This window comes from Nocardia macrotermitis, assembly GCF_009604405.1.
Classification (GTDB): domain Bacteria; phylum Actinomycetota; class Actinomycetes; order Mycobacteriales; family Mycobacteriaceae; genus Nocardia; species Nocardia macrotermitis.
The window spans coordinates 390,833-410,275 of record NZ_WEGK01000007.1 but is presented as its reverse complement, the minus strand read 5'-3'; the positions used below and the strand labels follow the sequence as shown (position 1 = coordinate 410,275).

The 19,443-nt window shown below is 69.1% G+C and carries 19 protein-coding genes; 14 read left to right on the top strand and 5 right to left on the bottom strand.

From position 1 onward, the window contains the following. Positions 1-35: 35 nt before the first annotated feature. On the bottom strand, positions 36-1,067 hold the full coding sequence (locus NRB20_RS19160; protein ID WP_153411466.1) for a glycoside hydrolase family 172 protein: 1,032 nt from the start codon (positions 1,065-1,067) through the stop codon (positions 36-38). Positions 1,068-1,127: 60 nt separating this feature from the next. On the opposite strand from NRB20_RS19160, the gene NRB20_RS19155 reads away from it, so the two are divergent. After that, positions 1,128-1,649, top strand: a complete 522-nt coding sequence (locus tag NRB20_RS19155; protein WP_153411465.1) for a DinB family protein — start codon at positions 1,128-1,130, stop codon at positions 1,647-1,649. A 116-nt stretch (positions 1,650-1,765) separates the two neighbouring features. Here NRB20_RS19155 and NRB20_RS19150 read toward each other — a convergent pair whose 3' ends face one another. Further along, on the bottom strand, positions 1,766-4,066 hold the full coding sequence (locus NRB20_RS19150) for a LuxR C-terminal-related transcriptional regulator (protein WP_153411464.1): 2,301 nt from the start codon (positions 4,064-4,066) through the stop codon (positions 1,766-1,768). A gap of 154 nt (positions 4,067-4,220) precedes the next feature. Here NRB20_RS19150 and NRB20_RS19145 point away from each other — a divergent pair, with 154 nt between their 5' ends. From NRB20_RS19145 to NRB20_RS19135, 3 genes are read left to right on the top strand one after another with little or no spacing between them, the layout of a single operon-like run. Further along, positions 4,221-5,132: an LLM class F420-dependent oxidoreductase gene (locus NRB20_RS19145; protein WP_319945107.1), complete on the top strand. Its 912-nt coding sequence runs from the start codon at positions 4,221-4,223 to the stop codon at positions 5,130-5,132. Positions 5,133-5,189: 57 nt separating this feature from the next. Further along, positions 5,190-5,552, top strand: a complete 363-nt coding sequence (locus NRB20_RS19140) for an MmcQ/YjbR family DNA-binding protein (RefSeq protein ID WP_153411555.1) — start codon at positions 5,190-5,192, stop codon at positions 5,550-5,552. A 48-nt stretch (positions 5,553-5,600) separates the two neighbouring features. Next, positions 5,601-6,266, top strand: coding sequence for a class I SAM-dependent methyltransferase (locus NRB20_RS19135; RefSeq protein WP_153411462.1), 666 nt, complete (start codon positions 5,601-5,603; stop codon positions 6,264-6,266). Positions 6,267-6,305: 39 nt separating this feature from the next. Here NRB20_RS19135 and NRB20_RS19130 read toward each other — a convergent pair whose 3' ends face one another. Beyond that, the gene (locus NRB20_RS19130; protein ID WP_319945106.1) at positions 6,306-7,145 is read right to left on the bottom strand and encodes an IclR family transcriptional regulator; all 840 of its coding nucleotides are present in this window, start codon (positions 7,143-7,145) and stop codon (positions 6,306-6,308) included. Positions 7,146-7,495: 350 nt separating this feature from the next. Here NRB20_RS19130 and NRB20_RS19125 point away from each other — a divergent pair, with 350 nt between their 5' ends. Then, positions 7,496-8,374, top strand: coding sequence for a VOC family protein (locus NRB20_RS19125; protein ID WP_319945105.1), 879 nt, complete (start codon positions 7,496-7,498; stop codon positions 8,372-8,374). 7 nt (positions 8,375-8,381) lie between these two features. Here NRB20_RS19125 and NRB20_RS19120 read toward each other — a convergent pair whose 3' ends face one another. Next, positions 8,382-9,587 carry a CynX/NimT family MFS transporter gene (locus NRB20_RS19120; RefSeq protein WP_153411460.1) on the bottom strand — a complete coding sequence of 402 codons (1,206 nt, stop codon included), beginning with the start codon at positions 9,585-9,587 and terminating at the stop codon, positions 8,382-8,384. Continuing rightward, complete coding sequence (locus NRB20_RS19115) at positions 9,584-10,273, bottom strand: FadR/GntR family transcriptional regulator (RefSeq protein WP_319945104.1); 690 nt, start codon at positions 10,271-10,273, stop codon at positions 9,584-9,586. The genes NRB20_RS19120 and NRB20_RS19115 overlap by 4 nt, the downstream gene beginning before the upstream one ends. 114 nt (positions 10,274-10,387) lie before the next feature. On the opposite strand from NRB20_RS19115, the gene NRB20_RS19110 reads away from it, so the two are divergent. The 9 genes from NRB20_RS19110 (at position 10,388) to octT (ending at position 19,417) form a co-directional block, all read left to right on the top strand. Next, the gene (locus tag NRB20_RS19110) at positions 10,388-11,653 is read left to right on the top strand and encodes a glutamate-5-semialdehyde dehydrogenase (RefSeq protein ID WP_153411459.1); all 1,266 of its coding nucleotides are present in this window, start codon (positions 10,388-10,390) and stop codon (positions 11,651-11,653) included. Between the two features lie 136 nt (positions 11,654-11,789). After that, on the top strand, positions 11,790-12,698 hold the full coding sequence (locus NRB20_RS19105) for an AAA family ATPase (RefSeq protein ID WP_319945103.1): 909 nt from the start codon (positions 11,790-11,792) through the stop codon (positions 12,696-12,698). Continuing rightward, on the top strand, positions 12,698-14,149 hold the full coding sequence (locus NRB20_RS19100) for a vWA domain-containing protein (protein WP_153411458.1): 1,452 nt from the start codon (positions 12,698-12,700) through the stop codon (positions 14,147-14,149). The genes NRB20_RS19105 and NRB20_RS19100 overlap by 1 nt, the downstream gene beginning before the upstream one ends. Before the next feature lie 62 nt (positions 14,150-14,211). Then, complete coding sequence (locus tag NRB20_RS19095) at positions 14,212-16,203, top strand: hypothetical protein (RefSeq protein ID WP_153411457.1); 1,992 nt, start codon at positions 14,212-14,214, stop codon at positions 16,201-16,203. Beyond that, the gene (locus tag NRB20_RS19090; protein WP_153411456.1) at positions 16,200-16,385 is read left to right on the top strand and encodes a hypothetical protein; all 186 of its coding nucleotides are present in this window, start codon (positions 16,200-16,202) and stop codon (positions 16,383-16,385) included. Before NRB20_RS19095 ends, NRB20_RS19090 begins: the two co-directional genes overlap by 4 nt. A 70-nt stretch (positions 16,386-16,455) precedes the next feature. After that, positions 16,456-17,100 (top strand): nicotinate-nucleotide adenylyltransferase, encoded by a 645-nt coding sequence (nadD, locus tag NRB20_RS19085; RefSeq protein WP_319945102.1) that lies wholly within the window; start codon positions 16,456-16,458, stop codon positions 17,098-17,100. Next, positions 17,100-17,492: a ribosome silencing factor gene (gene rsfS, locus NRB20_RS19080; protein WP_153411455.1), complete on the top strand. Its 393-nt coding sequence runs from the start codon at positions 17,100-17,102 to the stop codon at positions 17,490-17,492. The genes nadD and rsfS overlap by 1 nt, the downstream gene beginning before the upstream one ends. 76 nt (positions 17,493-17,568) lie before the next feature. Beyond that, entirely contained in the window at positions 17,569-18,228 is a 660-nt protein-coding gene (locus NRB20_RS19075) for a histidine phosphatase family protein (RefSeq protein WP_153411454.1), read from the top strand. Between the two features lie 448 nt (positions 18,229-18,676). Further along, positions 18,677-19,417: a diglucosylglycerate octanoyltransferase gene (gene octT / locus NRB20_RS39330; protein ID WP_406603855.1), complete on the top strand. Its 741-nt coding sequence runs from the start codon at positions 18,677-18,679 to the stop codon at positions 19,415-19,417. Positions 19,418-19,443 lie beyond the last annotated feature (26 nt).

Here is a 19,443-nt window from a genome sequence, read left to right as displayed (position 1 = left end):
ACCCGGGCCCGGCAGCACCGCCGACGTCGCGAGCGTCAGAAACGGTGCCGTCGCCCGGTGACCGATCGATGCTGGTACCAGATCGACGTGGTGGCCACCTCGGCATGTTCCAGCGGCAGGTAGCGCCCGCCGTCACGCCAGCCCAGCGCTTGCAGCGTGACGCGCAGGCTCCGGTCGAAGCAGATCGGATCCTGAATGTGCCAGCGGTACATGCCGAATCGCTGTTCGGGCTGATAGATCTGATCCGGCGGCAGCACCTGCACCAGGCCGAGGTAGGGCGTGGAGTAGGTCTGGTAGGCGTTCTTCATATCGAAATTCCACGCGCCCCCGAAGTAGTCCTCGGTGCCGGTGCCGCAGATGGTCGGGAATTCGGTGTCGCCGTCGAGGAAGAACTTCATCTCGCCCTCGCCCCACCAGCCCGGCGCGTTGGGCACGATCGCCAGATAGGTGCCGACGTAGCGGCCGGGGCCCGGAATATCTTCCAGCACAGTGTGAATCGCCGGATCGCCCAGTGGATTGCTCTCCCGCCGCCGCGCGTGCAGATAGCCCGCCGAGCGCGGCACGTCCTGTTCCAGATAGGTGATCTGGTAGTAGACCGGCACCGAGTGGTCGCCGCCGTTGTGCAGGGTGAAGCGGGCGTGTGCGCGAAAAGGCATGGGCCAGAAGCTGTTCAGACCACCCGCCGGGGCGACCACGACCATCTCCGAACTCACCGGCGCCAGTTCGTCCCAGCCGTTGCAGAAGAACGAGCCCAGCGGCGCCTCGACGGCCGGATCGGTCTCGTCGTCCCAGTAGATCCGCAGCGTCATCTTGTTCAGCAGCGCGCGGTCGGTGGTCAGCCAGAAGTGCCGGATCACGCCAGGACCGGAAACGTCTGCCAGAGTGGCGGTTTCACCGGCCGGAAGATCTATCGACGGCGATATCTTCCAGCCCACGCCCAGATACCGGGCGGAGTTCGCGCCCGTCCCCTCGGTCGCGCGTCCGCCCGCCCCCGGAGCACCGGTGGGGTTCTCGGGGCTGATGGAGCGGGTCCGCGCCTGATCGATCTGCCATATTTCGTGCACCATGGCGATTTTTGCATGCCACGACTGGTCGCGGGAAGCGAATCGGCACCCTAGTCTCGGGGTATGACGTGGACCGCTCCGGAGTTGGCCAGGCCGTCACACCTGCTGGTGGGAGACGAACGTTCGATGGTGCGGGCCATGCTCGACCAGCAGCGCGCGATCCTGCTGTGGAAGTGTCGGGGCCTGACCGCCGAACAGCTCGTGATCCGCAGTGTCGAACCGTCGTCGTTGTCGCTGTTGGGCCTGGTCAGGCATATGACCGATGTGGAGCGGGCCTGGTTCCGGGTGCGGGCGGCGCAGCAGGAGGTGCGGTTCGAGTACTCGACCGAGCAGAATCAGGACGGCGAGTTCGACGATGTCGACACCGCCGACGCCGCGCGCGATATCGCCCTGTACCGCAACGAGATCGAGCTGTGCGAGGCTGCGGTCGCCCCGCTCACGCTCGACCACAGCTTCATCCACCCGCGTACCGGTCGCGAGATCAGTCTGCGCTGGATCTACCTGCACATGATCGAGGAGTATGCGCGTCACAACGGGCATGCGGATCTGCTGCGGGAGCGGATCGACGGTGAGACCGGCGAATGAGCGAACGCCGTGTGGCGGAGTTGCTGGTGCCGTACGTGGCCTGACCGGACGCGGCCTGACGCGACGTGGCGACGAACTCGGCCGAGTTCGCACCCTGGCCCCGGCAAACAACCTGATCAGAGCCCGTGGTCGCGGGCCCAGGCGGCGATCTGGGTGCGGGAGGTGAAGTCGAGTTTGGTGAGGATGTGCTCGACGTGGGTTTCCGCGGTACGCACCGAGATCACCAGATCCGCGGCAATACGTTTGTTGCTGTGTCCGGCCGCCACGAGCCGAGCGACGTCCTTCTCCCGCCGGGTCAGCACCTCGACGGCCGCATCGTCGATCACTATGGGGCGCAACGGCTTCGGCGTCATCCGATCGGGAGCGGACGTGCGACCCAGCGCGTAGTCGATGGCGGCGGGCAGCGACAGCGCCGCACCGCTGTCGTACTCCTCGCGAAACCCCTTCTCGCCCAACTCTTCCAGCACCTGAATACGAACCTTCTCGCCGACCGCGGTGGCGATGGCGTGGGCCAGCCGCACGGTGTCGCGTTGCAGGGTCTGCGCCGCGCCCATCAGCCGGGCCGCGCGCACCATATCCCCGCGCGCGGCCGCCGACCAGGCCATGCCGTCGAAAGCCGAAGCGAGCCAGATACATCGGTCGAATTCGGCGAACATCTCCACCGCGCGGCTCATGTACGCCGCGGCCGCGTCCTGATTGCCGTGCCGCCAGTGGTCGACGCCGACCGTCCACAGCGCCAGACCGCCGAGCAGGTGTACGCCGTGGCGTTCGGTCAGCGCGCGCAGGGTTTCCGCGATCACGGTGGAGCGGTCGTCCTCGAGCAACGTCGCGCACATGAAACCGAAAGAGAGACTGTCCATTTCGGTGGTGGTGTGCCCGGCGTCGCGGGCCAGCGCGGCGGCCTGCTCGGCCATCGTCAGCGCCCGCCGGGTGTCGCCGTCGGTGAACGCGATCAACGCGCTGTCCAGCCGGTTCTCGGCGAGAATGTCCGCCGCGCCCAATTCCGTTGCCAGCGCCAGGCTTTGATCGACGAATCCGGCCGCGGACTCGCGATCGGACAGCAGCGCGGCGAGCGACGCCGCCGAGGACAATCCGCGCGCCCGCTCGCGCGAGGGCGTCGACGGGGTGCGCAGCAACGCGTCGGTGAGCCAGCGGCGTCCCTCGGACAGGAACCGGTAGTGCTCCCAGTAGGGCCGCAGCGCGGTCGCGGTGTCCAGGGCCAGCCGTGGCGCGTCGGACATCGAGAATTGCAGGGCCGAACGGAGATTCGCGTGTTCGCGGGACAGATCCCGGAACCAGGCCACATCGTCGGAGCTGCAATAGGCGCGTGGCCCGCGCATCGCCAGCCGCCGATAGTGATCCCGATGTCGTGCCCGCACCACGGCTTCCGTGCCCGACTCGACCAGCCGGTCGTGCCCGAACTGCCGAATCGGTTCCAGCATCGAATATCTGGCCTTCTCGTCGTCCTGCCGCAGCACCAGCACCGACTTGTCGACCAGTCCGGTCAGCGCGCCGACGATATCCGCGCCGGGCAGCGCGCAGACCGCTTCGGCGGCGTCGATGTCCAACCCACCGGCGAAGACCGAGAGTTGTTGCCACAGCTGCTGTTCCGGTTCGGTGCACAGCTGGTAGCTCCAGCGGATCGCGCCCTCGATGGTGCGCTGGCGCTGCGGCGCGGTGCGCGGACCGGCGTTGAGCAGCGCCATGGTGTCGTCGAGCCGGTCCAGGATCTGCGCGGGGGTGAAGACGCGAAATCGCAACGCCGCCAACTCGAGTGCCAGTGGCATCCCGTCCAGGCGGCGGCAGATGGCGGCGAGTGTCGCGCGATCGGCCGAGGTGTCGGTGAAACCGGGATCGACCGCGCCGGCCCGTTCGATCAGCAGCCGCATCGCATCGCTGTCACCCGGGGCATCCCCGCGCCGCCGGGTGCCGACCGACAGCGGGGGCACCGGCATCACCTGTTCCCCCGCGATGCCGAGCACCTCCCGGCTGGTCGCGACGACCCGCACGTTCGTGGTCGCGGTGACGATACGTTCGACCAGCTCGGCGCAGGTATCGATGAGGTGCTCGCAGTTGTCCAGGATCAGCAGCATCCGCTGGGTGGCCAGGAATTCCAGCAGCCGGGGCAGCGGATCGCTGGTGTCGTCGCCCAGTTGCAGCGCCTCGGCCAGGCTCAGCGTCACCAGGTCCGGATCGTGCACGTCGGCGAGTTCGACCAGCCAGACCCCGTCGCGGAAGGCCCGCCCGACCGTCGCGCCGAGCTGTCGCGACAGCCGCGTCTTGCCGACGCCGCCGGGCCCGAGCAGGGTGAGCACCCGCGTGGTCGACAGCAGACGCTTCGCGGCGGCCAGTTCGTCGTGGCGGCCGACGAAGCTGGTGACCTCGGCGGGAAGGTTCCCGCTGACACGCCGCGCCATATCCGCCACCCTAGCGCGTGCTCCGCGTACCCGAATCCGCCTCGCGACGAACCGCCTACGCGCGGTCGGCGCGGCGGGGCATAGGCTGGCCGAGGCGTGACCGCACCCGTGCGGAACACCGCTGACCAGCATCCGGCGATCGAGGAGGCCCGCTGTGCGGATCGGCATCTTGTTGAACGAACCGACTGGACCGGACGGCCTGCGCGGCCTGACCGACGAGCTGCGCCGCGCGGCGGACGCGGGCTTCAATTCCGCCTGGATGTCGCACATCTTCGGCGTCGACGCGCTGACCGCGCTGGCCGTCGCGAGCAGTCAGGTGCCCGGGATCGATATCGGCACCGGCGTCGTGCCGAGCTATCCGCGGCATCCCGGTGCGCTGGCGCAGCAGGCCCGCACCACCGCGCTCGCGGCCGGTCCCGGGCGGCTCACGCTGGGGCTGGGCCTGTCCCACAAGATCGTGATCGAGAACATGTTCGGGTACAGCTTCGACCGTCCGGCCCGGCACATGCGGGAGTACCTGTCGGTGCTGATGCCGCTGCTGGAGAACAAGCCGGTCTCCTTCACCGGCGAGACCGTCACGGCGAATCTGGCGTTGTCGGTGCCGAACGAGGGACGCGTCCCGGTGCTGCTGGCCGCGATGGGTCCGGCGATGCTGAAACTCGCCGGCCGGGTCACCGACGGCACCGTGCTGTGGATGACGGGTCCGGCGACCGTGCGCGACCACATCGCACCCGCGGTCACCGCCGCTGCGGCCGAGGCGGGACGTCCCGCGCCGCGCGTGGTGTGCCCGCTGCCGGTGTGCGTCACCGACGACGTGGACGGCGCGCGGGAGAAGGCCGCCAAGATCTATGCCGCCTACGGAACGTTGCCGTCGTATCGGGCGATGATGGACCGCGAGGGTGCCGAGGGGCCGGCGGATCTGGCCATCATCGGTTCGGAAGATCAGGTGGCCGAACGGATTCGGGCCATCTTCGAGGCGGGCGCGACCGAGTTCGTCGGCGGGGTCTTCGTCGGCGGTGAGGACGGGGACCGCACCCGCGCGCTGCTCGCCGGGCTGGCGGACTGAGCCGTGGCCCGGCCGCGCCGCGCCAGGGTCGAGGACGTGCACGAGCTGGCGTTGGCCATGCCGCACGTCACGGTCGAGTACGGCTCGCAGGAGAATCCGGTCTATCAGGTCGGGCGCAAATCGTTCATCTTCTTCCGGACGCCGCGCCCCGACGCGGTCGATCCGGAGTCCGGTGAGCGCTATCCGGATGTGATCGTGATCTGGGTGCCGTCCGAATCGGACAAGCTGGCGCTGGTCCAGGATCCGGATTCGCCCTGGTTCAGCACCGCGCATTTCGACGGGCATCTGTCGGTGCTGGTGCGGGCCTCCCGGATCGGGGAGCTTTCGCTGGACGAATTGCGCGAGGTGGTGCAGGACGCCTGGTTGTCCCGTGCCTCCGCGACTCGGGCCAAGCGCTGGCTGGCCGAGAACCGGCTCTGACCCGGAACTGTTTGACTTCAACCAAGGTTGAGGTTGCAGGCTGGGTTCATGACACAGCCCACGGAAACCTGGAACGCCGTCTACGACAACGACACCGCCCCCTGGGTGATCGGGGAGCCGCAGCCGCAGGTGCTGACCCTCGAACGGGAGGGCTGGATCCGCGGCCGGGTCCTGGACCCCGGATGTGGTGCGGGTGAGCACACCATCGCCCTGACCGCGCTCGGCTACGACGTGCTCGGCGTGGATTTCGCGCCCAGCGCGGTCGCGTACGCCCGCGCGAATGCCGCGCGGAAAGGGGTGCCCGCAGCCCGATTCGAGGTCGCCGACATGGTCGCGATCGGCAACGATCCCGGCCTGGCCGCCGAACTCGGCGCCTTCGACACGATCCTGGACAGTGCGCTGTTCCACGTCTTCCTGGAAGATCCGCAGGCCCGTGCCGCCTACGTGAACGCCCTGCACGCGTTGTGCGCGCCCGGCGGCCGGGTCCTGCTGCTGGCACTCTCGGACGCCGAGCCCGGCTTCGGGCCGCGCATCGGCGACGGCATGATTCGCGAATCCTTCGGCGCGGGTTGGGAATTGGAGGATTTGCGGACCGGACGTTATCGCGGCCGGATCACCGGGGCGCTGCCCCCCGAAGCGCTGGAAGGTGTCAGTGTCGATGCGGACGGGAAGGTCGAGACCGCGGCCTGGGTGGCCCGGATCGCTCGGCGCTGAGCGCGGCGCGGCCGACCGGTTCGCCCGGGTGCGCTGCGATCAGCGTCGCGTCCGATGGGGGAGCAGGGTGCGTCCGGCCTCGTGGGCGACCTCGAGGACGATCCGGGCGAGTCGGTCGAAACCCATCGTGTCGGCCGGGCCGGTGAGGGACAGAGCCGCCGGGGCCGCGCCGCGTACGCGCAAAGGCGCTGCGACACAGGCGATTCCGGCCATGGACTCCTCGTGGTCGACCGCGACGCCCTGGCGCAGCCGGGTGCGGTCGAGTTCGCGGCGCAGGGCGTCGGGTTCGCAGACCGTGCGAGCGGTCAGGCGGGCCGGGCGGGTGCGGACGACCGATTCGGCGATGGGCGGCTCCAGGGTGGCGAGCATCGCCTTGCCCAGAGCCGTTGCGTGCGCGGGCATTCGGCCGCCGAGGCGGGTCGGCAGGGCGGCGGCGAACCGGCCGCCGACCTTGTCCAGGTAGACCACCTCGCGGCCGTCCAGGACGCCCAGATGACCGACCAGGCCGGTGCGCTGCGCGAGTTCGTGCAGCAGCGGGGCGACCGCGTCGCGGATCTCGTTGTGTTCGGCGGCCAGACCTCCCAGTTCCAGCGTGCGCATGCCGAGCCGGTAGCCGCCGGAGGTGTGCGCGAGCCAGCGCAGGCGGATCATCTGATCCAGGATCCGATGCACCGTCGAACGCGGAAGTCCGGTCCGCTCAACGATTTCCAGCAGGGTCAGCGTCGGGGTCCGGGTGTCGAACGTGTCCAGGATCAGGGTCATCCGCTCGATCATGGACACCGGGATCGGCCGGGCCACGGGACGCATCGCGCGCGGCTCGGTGGCGTGGCCGCGGTCGGGTATGGCACGTTCGGCGACGGGCGGCGCGGTGACGGTCATATGTTCCTCCGTTGGCTCATATGCGGTCTCGAAGTGGGTGGGCTGGCACCTTCGGGTTGCATACTCGTGTTACCAGTCACAGTGGACCGTCACGCGGAGCGGCGAATCGGTGGAATTACGTATCTTCTACCGATTCGTTCCGGTCACCGGGTCTACGTATTGACTTTCGGTGCGATGTGGATCCGTGCGACTCCCTTCGGCCCGAGGCTCTTTTCGGTGCGGGAGCGGCCGGGATCGTGGGTGTTCGACACGACCCTCCCGTCCAGCGGGACTGCCGGACCCGGCGGGCGCGCCGGGCGGCGAGCATCGGTGACGCGCGCAATCGCCGAAACATTCAAGGAGTGATCACAGTGGCTGCCTTCAGCTCCCTCGGCTACGTCCGGATCGGCATCACCGATCCGGCGGCCTGGCGTACCTTCGCCTTCGACACCATCGGATTCGCCGAAGGGCAAGGCCCCGAGCAGGATTCGATCTATCTGCGGATGGACGAGCACACCTACCGGCTGCAACTGGTGCCCGGAGCCCGGGACGAGGTGCTCGCGGTCGGCTGGCAGGTCGCCGACGCGACCTCGCTGGCGCTGGTGCGTGAGGTGCTGGAGCAGGCCGACGTCGCGGTCACCGCGCTCACACCCGAGCAGGCGCGCTCGCGACACGTGGAGGAGGCGATCGTGTTCGCCGATCCGTCCGGGGTGAGCGTCGAGGTGTTCCACGGTCCGCTGCTGGACCACAGCCCGGTGGTGTCCCGGTTCGGCAACCGATTCGTCACCGGCGCAATGGGTTTGGGGCATGTGGTGCTGCCGGTGCCGGATCTCGAGGCCGCGCGCTGGTTCTACGCCGAGGTGCTCGGCTTCAGCGCGCGCGGCTCGTTCCGGGTGGGACCGCCCGAACATCCGCTGTGGATCCGGTTCTTCGGTGTGAACCCGCGCCACCACAGCCTCGCGCTGATTCCCGGAAGTCCTTCGCAGGGACCCGGTCTGGTGCACATCATGGTCGAGGTGGATCAGCTGGACGACGTCGGCCGCGCGCTGGACCGGGTGACCTCCTCGGGATACCACCTGTCCTCGACCCTCGGGCGGCACACCAACGACAAGATGATCTCCTTCTACGTCCGCACGCCCGGCGGCTGGGATCTCGAATTCGGTTGCGAGGGAATGCTCGTCGGGTCGGACTACGTTGCCGAGGAGATGACCGCCGACAGCTACTGGGGTCACCAGTGGGCGAGGTCGTGAGCTTTCCTCAATTCACCTGGGCAGCTTGCTGATTCGTCGCGGCTGGGGCACGGTGCGGCAGGACCGTGCGGTCACGGGCCGCGGCCAGGCCGGGCAGACCGGTCAGGATCGCGACGCCGAGCATGATGACCATCGGCAGGGTCCAGCCACCCGCCGCATCGTGCAGCGCGCCGAGCACCAGCGGTCCCGTCGCGGCCAGCAGGTAGCCGACTCCCTGTGCCATACCGGACAATTGGCGGGCGGTGTGCGCGTCGGGGGCGCGCAACCCCAGGAAGGACAGCGCGGCGGCGAAGGCCACACCCTGGCCGACACCCAGCAGCACCGCCCACCCCCACACCGAACCGATCGGGGCCCAGGCCAGCCCGGCGAAGCCGAGGAGATTCAGCACCACCACCGCACCCACCAGCGGCCGCTGATCGTGCAGGCGACGTTCGAACAGCGGCACCGCCATCGCCCCGACCGCCTGGGTCAGGCTGACCAGCGACACCGCGTATCCGGCGGCCTCCTTCCCCATCCCGCGATCGATGCAGATGGTCGGCATCCAGCCGATCACCGCGTAGGCCAGCAGCGATTGCAACCCCATGAACGCCGTTACCTGCCAGGCGAGCCGGTCCCGCCACAACTCGGCGTGCCCGCCCGGTGCGCTCGTGCCCTGCCCACGGGCCCGCAGCATCCGCGGCAGCCAGGCCAGCCCGGCCGCGAGTGCGGGAACGGCCAACAGCGCCAACGGGATTCGCCAGCTGGTATGCAGACCGTGTTCGACCGGGACGGCCAGCGCCGAGGCTCCGGCCGCGCCCACGGTGACCGCGACGGTGTAGATCGCGGTCACCGCGGTGACGCGTTCGGGGTGGTCGCGTTTGATGATCGCGGGCACGGCGATATTGCCGATACTGATCGCGACCCCGGCCACCAGCGAGCCCGCGAACAACACCGCGGTCACCGGGATGATCCGGATCAGCAACGTCGCGGTGAGCAGTCCCATCGCGACGACCAGCAGCGTTTCCGGTGCGGGCGAACGTCGTTGGAACGGCGCGATCAGACCGTAGAGACCGAAACAGACCAGCGGCAGCGTCGTCATCGCACCCGCCGCCGCGCTGGACAGATGCAATTGCTGCTGGATCTCGCTGAGCAGCGGCCCGACCGCCGTCACCGCCGGACGCAGATTGACCGCCACCAGCACGATCAACAACAGCCGTAATCGCTGCCCGGTCATGATCTTTCCCGCTCGGCCAGCGAATCCAGCACGGCCAGAGTCGGTTCCACCACCGCAGCGGCCAACCGTCCGGCCGCATCGACGTCGCCCGCCGCGATGGCGTCCAGCACCGCGCGGTGCGGCCCGGGACCGGCCTCGGGCACTTCGTGATCCGAGCGCACCGCCCCCAATGCCTCGCTCAACTGCGCCGCGAAGAACCGCGCGGCCTCGATGAGCACCGGATTGCGGGTGGTCTCGATGATCGCGAGGTGGAACTGCGCGTCGGCCGCACCGAATTCGCTTGCGTCCGAGGCATTGTCGCGGGCCTCGAGCAGTTCGGTGAGCCGGACCAGATCGTCGTCTGTGCGACGCCGGGCGGCCAGACGGGCGGCCTGCACGTCGTAGGCGAGCTGCACCTCGAACACGTCCCGCACATCGCACCGCTGCATCCGCTGGAGCAGTGGGCGCGGATCGGCGGCGCTACGCACATAGGTGCCGTCGCCGCGGCGCACCTCGAGCACGCCGATATGGCTCAGCGCCCGGATCGCCTCCCGCACCGCCGACCGGCTGACGCGCAACTGCCGGGTGAGTTCGAGTTCGCCGGGAATGCGCTGCCCGACGGGCCACGCCCCGCTCAGCACGCTCGCCTGCAATTGATCCAGTACGGCGTCCACGGTCGATCCGTTCGCCACCGGCGTCAGCGCCACGACGGCACCTCCTGTCAGATGTCAGACATCTTAGGAATCGATCCCGCGACCCGGCAACAGTCCGTCGGGGGATGCCCGGGTGGGATGTATCACCCGGTCAGTACGCTGGTCGACATGAATGCTCCCGCTGCCACCGATCTCGACGACGTCCGCACGGCCGTGCACGACGCGGCTCGGCGGGCCCGGGTCGCCTCGCGCACGCTCGCCCGGCTCACCACCGCCGAGAAGAACGACGCGCTCCAGGCCTGCGCCGACGCGCTGCTCGCCGCGTCGGACCGGGTGCTCACGGCGAACGCGCAGGACATCGAGGCCGCCCGCGCCGACGGCACCGCCGATTCGCTGCTGGACCGGCTGCGCCTGACCTCGGACCGGGTCGACGGCATCGCCGCGGGCCTGCGCCAGGTCGCGGGTCTGCCGGATCCGGTCGGGGTGGTGATCCGCGGTTCGACGCTGCCCAACGGCTTGGAGATCCGGCAGGTGCGGGTGCCGCTCGGCGTGGTCGGCATGGTCTACGAGGCGCGCCCGAACGTCACGGTCGACGCGTTCGGCCTCGCGCTCAAATCCGGTAACGCGGCCCTGCTGCGCGGGTCCTCCTCGGCGGCCCGCTCGAATGCCGCACTGGTCGACGTCCTGCGCGATGCGCTTGTCGTACAGGGACTTCCGGCCGACGCGGTGCAACTGCTGCCCAGCCACGATCGTTCCAGCGTCACCCATCTGATCCAGGCGCGCGGCCTGGTCGACGTGGTGATCCCGCGCGGCGGCGCCGGACTCATCGCGGCCGTCGTGCGCGACGCGCAGGTGCCGACGATCGAGACCGGAACCGGCAACTGCCACGTCTACGTGCACGCCGCCGCCGACCTGGACATGGCCGAGTCGATCCTGCTCAACGCCAAGACCCGCCGCCCGAGCGTGTGCAACACCGCCGAGACGGTGCTGATCGATCGGGCCGTCGCGGACGCGGCAGTGCCCCGGTTGCTCGGCGCGCTCGAAAAGGCCGGCGTCACCGTGCACGGCGATCTGCCGGGCCTGGTCCCCGCGACCGAGCAGGACTGGGCCGAGGAGTACCTGTCCCTGGATATCGCCTTGCAGGTCGTCGACGATCTGGACGCCGCGGTCGAGCACATCGACCGCTGGGGCACCGGCCACACCGAGGCCATCGTCACCGGGGATCTGCGGGCCGCGCGCGAGTTCACCGAACGGGTGGACGCGGCCGCGGTCATGGTCAACGCCTCCACCGCGTACACCGACGGCGAGCAGTTCGGTTTCGGCGCGGAGATCGGCATCTCGACGCAGAAACTGCACGCCCGCGGCCCGATGGGCCTGCCCGAACTCACCTCCACCAAGTGGATCGTGTGGGGCGACGGCCAGATTCGGCCGTGAGCGTCGCGGGACACCCTGTCGCCCCCGGGCATCGGGTGTGTACCTTCGAGTAGGGGTTCGTTTTACGCTGCACAACCTGTGACGGCAGGGCCCCGAGCTTCGAGCCTGCGGGCAGCGAGCGTATTACGGAGGACCGGTGAACGAGGCGATCGAAACAGTGCACGAGCCGATCTTCGCGTCGGTGGAGGATGTGATCTCCCGGCTCGCCACCACCGGCTACCTGTCGGACAAGGCGACCGCGACCTCGATATTCCTGGCCGATCGCCTGGGCAAACCGCTGCTGATCGAGGGTCCGGCCGGTGTCGGCAAGACCGAACTGGCCCGCGCGGTCGCCCAGGTCGCGGGCGCGGAACTGGTGCGTTTGCAGTGCTACGAGGGTATCGATGAGGCGCGGGCGCTGTACGAGTGGAATCACGCCAAGCAGATCCTGCGCATCCAGGCCGGGGCGGCCGGGGCCGATGCGGCCGGGGCCGAGAACGGTTGGGCGGAAACGAAATCCGACGTGTTCAGCGAGGAGTTCCTGCTCTCGCGCCCACTGCTGACCGCGATCCGGCGCAGCGACCCGACGGTGCTGCTGATCGATGAGGCGGACAAGGCCGACGTCGAGATCGAGGGCCTGATGCTGGAGGTGCTCAGCGATTTCGCGGTCACCGTCCCGGAACTGGGCACCATCACCGCCACCCGCACCCCGTTCGTAGTGCTGACCTCCAACGCGACCCGCGAGTTGTCCGAGGCGCTCAAGCGTCGCTGCCTCTACCTGCACATCGACTTCCCCGACGAGGAACTCGAACTCCGCATCCTGGAGAGCCGGGTCCCCGAGCTGAAGCCCGCCGTCGCGGCACAGCTGGTGCGGGTCGTGCACGTGCTGCGCGGGATGCAGCTCAAGAAGCTGCCCTCGGTCGCGGAATCCATCGACTGGGGTCGCACCCTGCTGGCCCTGGGCCTGAAGGATCTGGACGACCGGTCCGTGCGCGCCACCCTCGGCGTGGTGCTCAAACACCACAGCGACCACCAGCGCGCGCTGGCCGAGCTGAAGCTGGCCTGATGTTCGGCGGCAGAGTCCGGACCTCCGGCGCGGCCCAGCCGGACGACCTCCCGGACGCGGCGCCGCACGGCCTGTCCGGACATCTGGTCGGCTTCGTGGAAGCGTTGCGCGCCAGGGGAATTCCGGTCGGGCCGTCGGAGACCGTGGACGCCGGACAGGTCATCGCGGTGCTGGATCTGCTGGACCGCGAGATGTTGCGCGAGGGCTTGGCCTGCGCGCTGCTGCGGCGCACCACCCAGCGCGCCACCTTCGACGGACTGTTCGATCTGTGGTTCCCGGCCGCGCTGGGGGAGCGCGTCGGTGCCGATGAGGTGGAGATCCCGCGTCGGCCCGACGGTGAGGTCGACATCCTGGAACTGCGAAAGATGTTGGCGGAGTTGCTCGTCGCGGATCCCTCGGCTGAGCGCACGCGGCAGTTGCAGCAGCTCGCCGCGCAGATGGTCGAGCAGATGGGGCAGTACCGGTCGGCGAACGGCCCGTCCTTCTCCGCGTATCAGACGCTCAAGGATGTGCAGCCCGAACTGCTGGTGAGCAAACTGCTCGCGGGTTTGGCTGCGGGAGTGGATGATTCGGACTTCGGCTCGGAGATCGCGCGACGTGCGGCACGGGCGCGGGTCAAGGAGTTCCGGGGCACTGTCGAGGCGGAGACCCGACGTCGGGTGGCCGAGCGGATAGGCCGCGAACGCGTCGCCACCTACGGTGTGCAGCGGCAGGCCGAGGACGCGGATTTCCTGCGCATCTCCGAGAACGAACTGGCCGAACTGCGGCGCAGTAGCCAGCGGCTGGCCCGGGTACTGGCCTCCCGCCTGGCCGCGCGGCGTCGCCGGGCCCGGCGCGGGGAGATCGATCTGCGCAAGACGCTGCGGCGATCGATGTCCACCGGCGGGGTGCCGATCGATCTCGTCTCGCGCAAACCGCGCCCCGGACGCCCGGATCTGGTTCTGCTGTGCGACATCTCGGGTTCGGTGGCCGGTTTCTCCAGTTTCACGATGCTGCTGGTGAACGCGTTGCGCGAACAGTTCTCCCGGGTGCGGATCTTCGCGTTCGTGGATCGCGCCGACGAGGTGACGCACCTGTTCGACCAGGTGACGCCGCTGGATCAGGTGACCCGCCGGATCTTCGCCGAGACGAAAGTGGTCGGCATCGAGGGACATTCGGACTACGGCGCGGCCCTGGACGGATTTGCCGAGCAGTGGCCCGACGCGGTCACCAGCCGCACCTCGCTGCTGATCCTGGGTGACGCGCGCACCAACTATCGCGATCCCGCGCTGGATACCCTGCGCCGTCTGGCCGCCACCGCCAAACATGCGTACTGGCTCAACCCCGAAGCCGAAAAGGCTTGGGGGACCGGTGATTCCGCGGCGCGGCGATATGCGGAGATCGTCGAGATGTACGAGTGCCGTTCGGCCCGGCAGCTCACCGCCGTCGTCGGGGGACTGCTGCCGATCTGAGTGCGGTGCGGCCATTAGCTTTTGTTAAGCGCACCACATGAGCGGCTCGCGATCATCCACGCATGGATTCGGCGGAGATCAGGCACGCGCTCATCGGTGCCCGCACGGTACCCGAGGGCCGGGAACGCACCCGGCGCCTGGAAACTCTCGCCGCGGCCGCGCGCGGCGGTGTGGATCGCGCCGCGGAGGCGGAGGTGCTATTGGAGCTGGTGCAGGCGTATACCCATGCGGGAGAACGGGATCTGGCTCCGATCGCGATCGTGCGGCTGCTGCGGGTCTTCGACGAGCACCCCGACGCCACCGCCGAACTGTCGCGCTCGGTGCACTGGTACATGAAGTGGATGACCAGCGATCTGATCGACAATCCGGCCGTGCCGCTGGGCACCGTCCGCCGCTGGTTCGACGAACTCGAAAGTCGCTATCGCACAGCGGGATACAGTCTGCGTCCGGTATTGAAGCTGCGCTCGGTGCTGGCCCGGGACCTCGGCGCGCACCAGGAGGCCGCGCGGCTGCGGGCCCTCGCGCTGGACGCGCCGCGCGACGAGATGACCGATTGTGAAGCGTGCGAATGCAATTGGTCCGGATCGCTGTCGGCGTCCATGGGGCAGGATGTCGATGCGCTGCGCCGCTGGGCCCCGGTGCTCGACGGTCGGCGCAGGTGCGCGCACGAGCCGCACCGGGTCACCGCGCACGCGCTGCTGCCGCTGGTGAGCACCGGGGATTTCGATGCCGCCCGCGCCGCGCATCTGACCGGATATCCGCTGGTGAAAGGCGTTCTCGGACTGCGGCACGCCGTCGCGCAGCACATCGAGTTCTGCGCGTTGACCGGTAACGAGGCGCGCGGACTGGACATTCTGAACGAGCATCTCGACTGGCTGAGCGACCGCGGCGCGGATGCGAATCTGCGCGTGGAATTCCTCGCCGGCGTCTGCGTGCTGCTGCGGCGGCTGGTGGCGCTCGGACGTGGTGACATGCGCGTCGGCGAGCATGCCGCCGCGGTGCTGTTGTCGCAGCTCACGACCGAGATCGATGAGCTGTGCGCCCGATACGACGCTCGCAATGGCACCGATTCGGTCGGTGTGGCCGTTCGCGCGCGGTTGGACCGGGGTCCGCTCGTGGATCATCTGCCGCTGGGAATTCGGGCCGTCGCCGATCTGCGGTCGCCGCTTCGTCCCACCGCGTCACGCACCGATGCCGGACAGCGGCCCGATGCCGAGCGGCTGGCCGAATGGGCCGTGGCCCGGCTGGCGGTGGATCCGGCCGGGGCCGAGCAGCGGCTGCGCCGGGCACTGGAGGCGGGCGCGTCGGTGCTGCCCGCCGAGCAGCTGGCTCGCCTGAGTTCGCTTCTGGTGACTGCGATCTCGGGCCAGCGCGGTCGCGAATCCGCGCTGGCCGACGCCGCATTGGTCGCGGCCTGGCGCTGGGAACCACTGTCCGCGGCCGATTCCGTGCATCACACCTTGGTCGCGGCGCGCGCCTACCATCGCGCGGAGCGGCACGCCGAGGCGGCGGCGTTGTTCGAGCAGCCGCTGGCTCCGGTATCGGGTTCGTCCGGACAATTCGTGCCCGGCAGCGTGATTCCCTATCCACCGGCCGAGATCGCTTTGATCAGAAGACAATTCGGCGAATCGCTCAACGCCTTGAACCGATACCGCGACGCCGCAGCACAATTCGCCGAAGCCGCCCGGCTCATTGACGCTGATCCCCAGCAGCGCGAGCTGACCGCGGAATTGGTCCACGCCGAGGCCGCAGCCCTGTCGGTATCCGGCCGCGACGCCGACGCCCTGGTCGGATATCTGCGCGCCGCCGACCTGTTCGCGGCCCTCGAACGTGTCGGTCCGCGAGCCCGCAGCCTGCGTTCGGCGGCGTGGTTGCAGTTCTGGGGCGGGGAATCGGTGACCTCCGCCCAGCGCGTCGGGTTGGCCACCATGCGTGCGCTGCTGGAAGATCTGGAGCGGCTCGCACACACCGCGGCCTCGCCCGAGATCCGCGGCGAGTTGCTCCAGACCCGCCGACAGCTCGACACGATGCGAGAGGAGGCGAACGCGCTATGAGCCGCTCGGTACCTCGCGCAGCCCTGGTGCTGGTGATTCTCGCGGTGATCGTGGCCTGCCTGTGGGCCGGGTCCCGGACGTCATCGTGCACCGCGACCCAGAACACACACCACCACCGCACCTCCGTGGTCCGGGTGGAGCGGTGCGCCGCGGCGGGATTCCGCTCGCTGGTGCGGCGCTGAACCCCGCGCTGCCCCCGCGACGGGCGGCTGTGACACGCCGGGGAAACGCCGCCCAGTAAGCTCGACAGTCGTGCGAGAAACAGGCCGGCGCAAACTGGGCGTGATGGGCGGAACCTTCGATCCCGTCCACCATGGGCATCTGGTCGCCGCCAGCGAGGTCGCCCACCGGTTCGACCTCGACGAAGTGATCTTCGTTCCGACCGGGGAACCCTGGCAGAAGTCCGGTAAACAGGTCAGTCCGGCCGAGGATCGTTATCTGATGACGGTCATCGCCACCGCGTCCAATCCGCGCTTCTCGGTCAGCCGCGCGGACATCGATCGCGGCAAGCTCACCTACACCGTCGACACCCTGCGCGACCTCAAACGACAGCATCCCGACGCGGAGCTGTACTTCATCACCGGTGCGGACGCACTGTCCAACATCCTCACATGGCAGGATTGGGCGGAACTGTTCGAACTGGCGAAGTTCGTCGGGGTGAGCCGTCCGGGGTACGAACTGAACACCGATCATCTGAAGCAGCATCTGCGGAACAGTCCGCCCGATGCGGTGACCGTGATCGAGATTCCGGCGTTGGCGATCTCGTCGAGCGAATGCCGTCGCCGGGCCGCCGAGGGGCGGCCGGTGTGGTATCTGGTGCCGGACGGGGTCGTGCAGTACATATCGAAGCGGCATCTGTACGTGCCGGTAGGGAACGGGAAGGTGGGCCGGGCGTAATGACAGCATCCGCCGAAGCGGTGCAGATGGCACAGGTGGCCGCGCGTGCCGCCGACGACAAACTGGCGACCGATGTGGTCGTGCTCGACGTGTCGGATCAGTTGGTGATCACGGACTGCTTCGTCATCGCGTCCGCGCCCAACGAGCGGCAGGTCAACGCGATCGTCGACGCCGTCGAGGAGCAACTGCGCGTCGCCGGGCACAAGCCGGTGCGTCGTGAGGGCACCCGGGAGGGGCGCTGGGTGCTGCTGGACTACGTCGAGGTGGTGGTGCACATCCAGCACAGCGACGAGCGCGATTTCTATGGGCTGGAACGGCTTTGGAAGGATTGCCCGCAGGTGTCGGTCGAGGGGGTCGGGCAGGCCCGGACGGCGGACGGATCGCCCGAGTGACGGACGCGGCCGCGGCGGCGCGTGCGAACACGCCGCCCGGTGGTCGGCTGGGCGTCGGATACGGATACGGAAACAGATGACTAAGCACGACGGCGTTCGCCGGTTGATCCTGTTGCGCCACGGCCAGACCGAATGGAATGCCGCCGACCGGATGCAGGGTCAGTACGACACCGATCTCAGCGAGCTGGGGCGTCGGCAGGCCAAGGACGCGGCCCGGGATCTACTCGGGGTCGAGCCGATCGCGCTGATCTCCTCGGATCTGCGGCGCGCGTTCGATACCGCCAGCGCGCTGGCCGATCACAGCGATCTGGACGTGGTGCCCGATCGGCGGCTGCGCGAGACCCAGCTCGGCGACTGGGAGGGGCTCACCCACCTCGAGGTCGACGCCCGGTATCCCGGTGCGCGCCAACAGTGGCGGCTGGACGCGTCGTTCACCCCGCCCGGCGGCGAGAGCAAGCTCGAGGTGGGCGCGCGGGCGCTGCCGGTGGTGCGGGAATTGTTCGACGCGCGCGCCGACTGGCCCGGCCGTACCATCATCCTCGTCGCGCACGGCGGGCTGATCGCGGCTCTGACCGCCGCGCTGCTCGAACTGCCTGCGGCGAACTGGCCCGTCCTGGGTGGACTGGCGAATACCAGCTGGGTGCAGCTCAGCAGCCACGGTCCGAGCATCGAACGTCCCGGGTGGCGACTCGATGTTTGGAACGCGGCGGCAAAGGTAGCACCTGATGTCCTCTGACAAACCCACCCCGAACGACCGGGACGACTCGACCCGGCAGGTATCGGACGACTTGCTGCGCAAGGCGTCCGAGGGGCCGGTCCGGCGGCTGCCGGACGCGCTGTTCGGCGGGCCCGCACCCGCTCGGCCCGATGCCGAGCCCGGTGGCGTGGTTTCCGACGAACTGTTGCGCAAGGCGTCGGACGGGCCGGTGCGGCATCTGCCGGATCTGCTGTTCGGCGGGCCCGCGCCGGAACCGGTTGCGCTGGAAGGGGAGTCGGGGGCGAGCGAGGCTCGGCGAGGTGGTTCGGAGAGCGGTGCGGGTGATTCCGAGGGAGATACCGGGCCGCCAGGGAGCGTCCGAGAGGTTTCCGATTCCGGAGCGGCCGAGAGCGATTCGGCCGCCGACTCCGGAGCGGACTCGCCGGATGCATCTGTTGTCGCGGAGAAGGGGTCTCGCGTGGTCGATGTGGACGACAGTGTGGAATCCACGGGTGGCTCCGACCGGCCGGTGTTGTTGGTGATCGCCGACTCGCTGGCCTACTTCGGGCCCAAGGGTGGGCTGCCCGCGAACGATCCGCGGATCTGGCCGAATCTGGTTGCGGCGGAGCTGGATTGGGATGTCGAGTTGATCGGGCGGATCGGCTGGACATGTCGCGACGCATACTGGGCGTTGATCGGGGATCCCAGGGTGTGGGCAGCGGTTCCCCGCGCGGGGGCGGTGGTCTTCGCCACGGGTGGTATGGATTCGCTGCCGTCGCCGCTGCCCACCGCGCTGCGTGAGTTGATTCGCTATGTGCGGCCACCGGCCGTGCGGCGGCGGGTGCGCGACGGGTACAACTGGTTGCAGCCGCGGCTGTCGAAGCTGGGGCGGCCGGTGGCGTTGCCGCCGCACGTGAGTATCGATTACCTCGAACAGTCGCGAGTTTCGTTGGCGCAGTTGCGTCCCGAACTGCCGGTGGTGGGTGTGCTGCCCTCGGTGCACGACTGCGAGGCGTACGGCCGGGTGCACACCGGCCGGGAGCCCGCGGTGCGGGCGCTGCGCGAATGGTCCGCGAAAACCGCTGTGCCGCTGGTGGATCTGGGAGAAGCGGTGCGCGACAACGTCTTCCACGGTGAGTCCAATCCCGATGGCATCCACTGGGGCTGGGAGGGGCACACCGCGGTCGCGCGGGCGATGGTGAAGGTGATCACGGAGGTGAGTTGCTGACGATGCGGACCGGAAGGCCCTGAGGC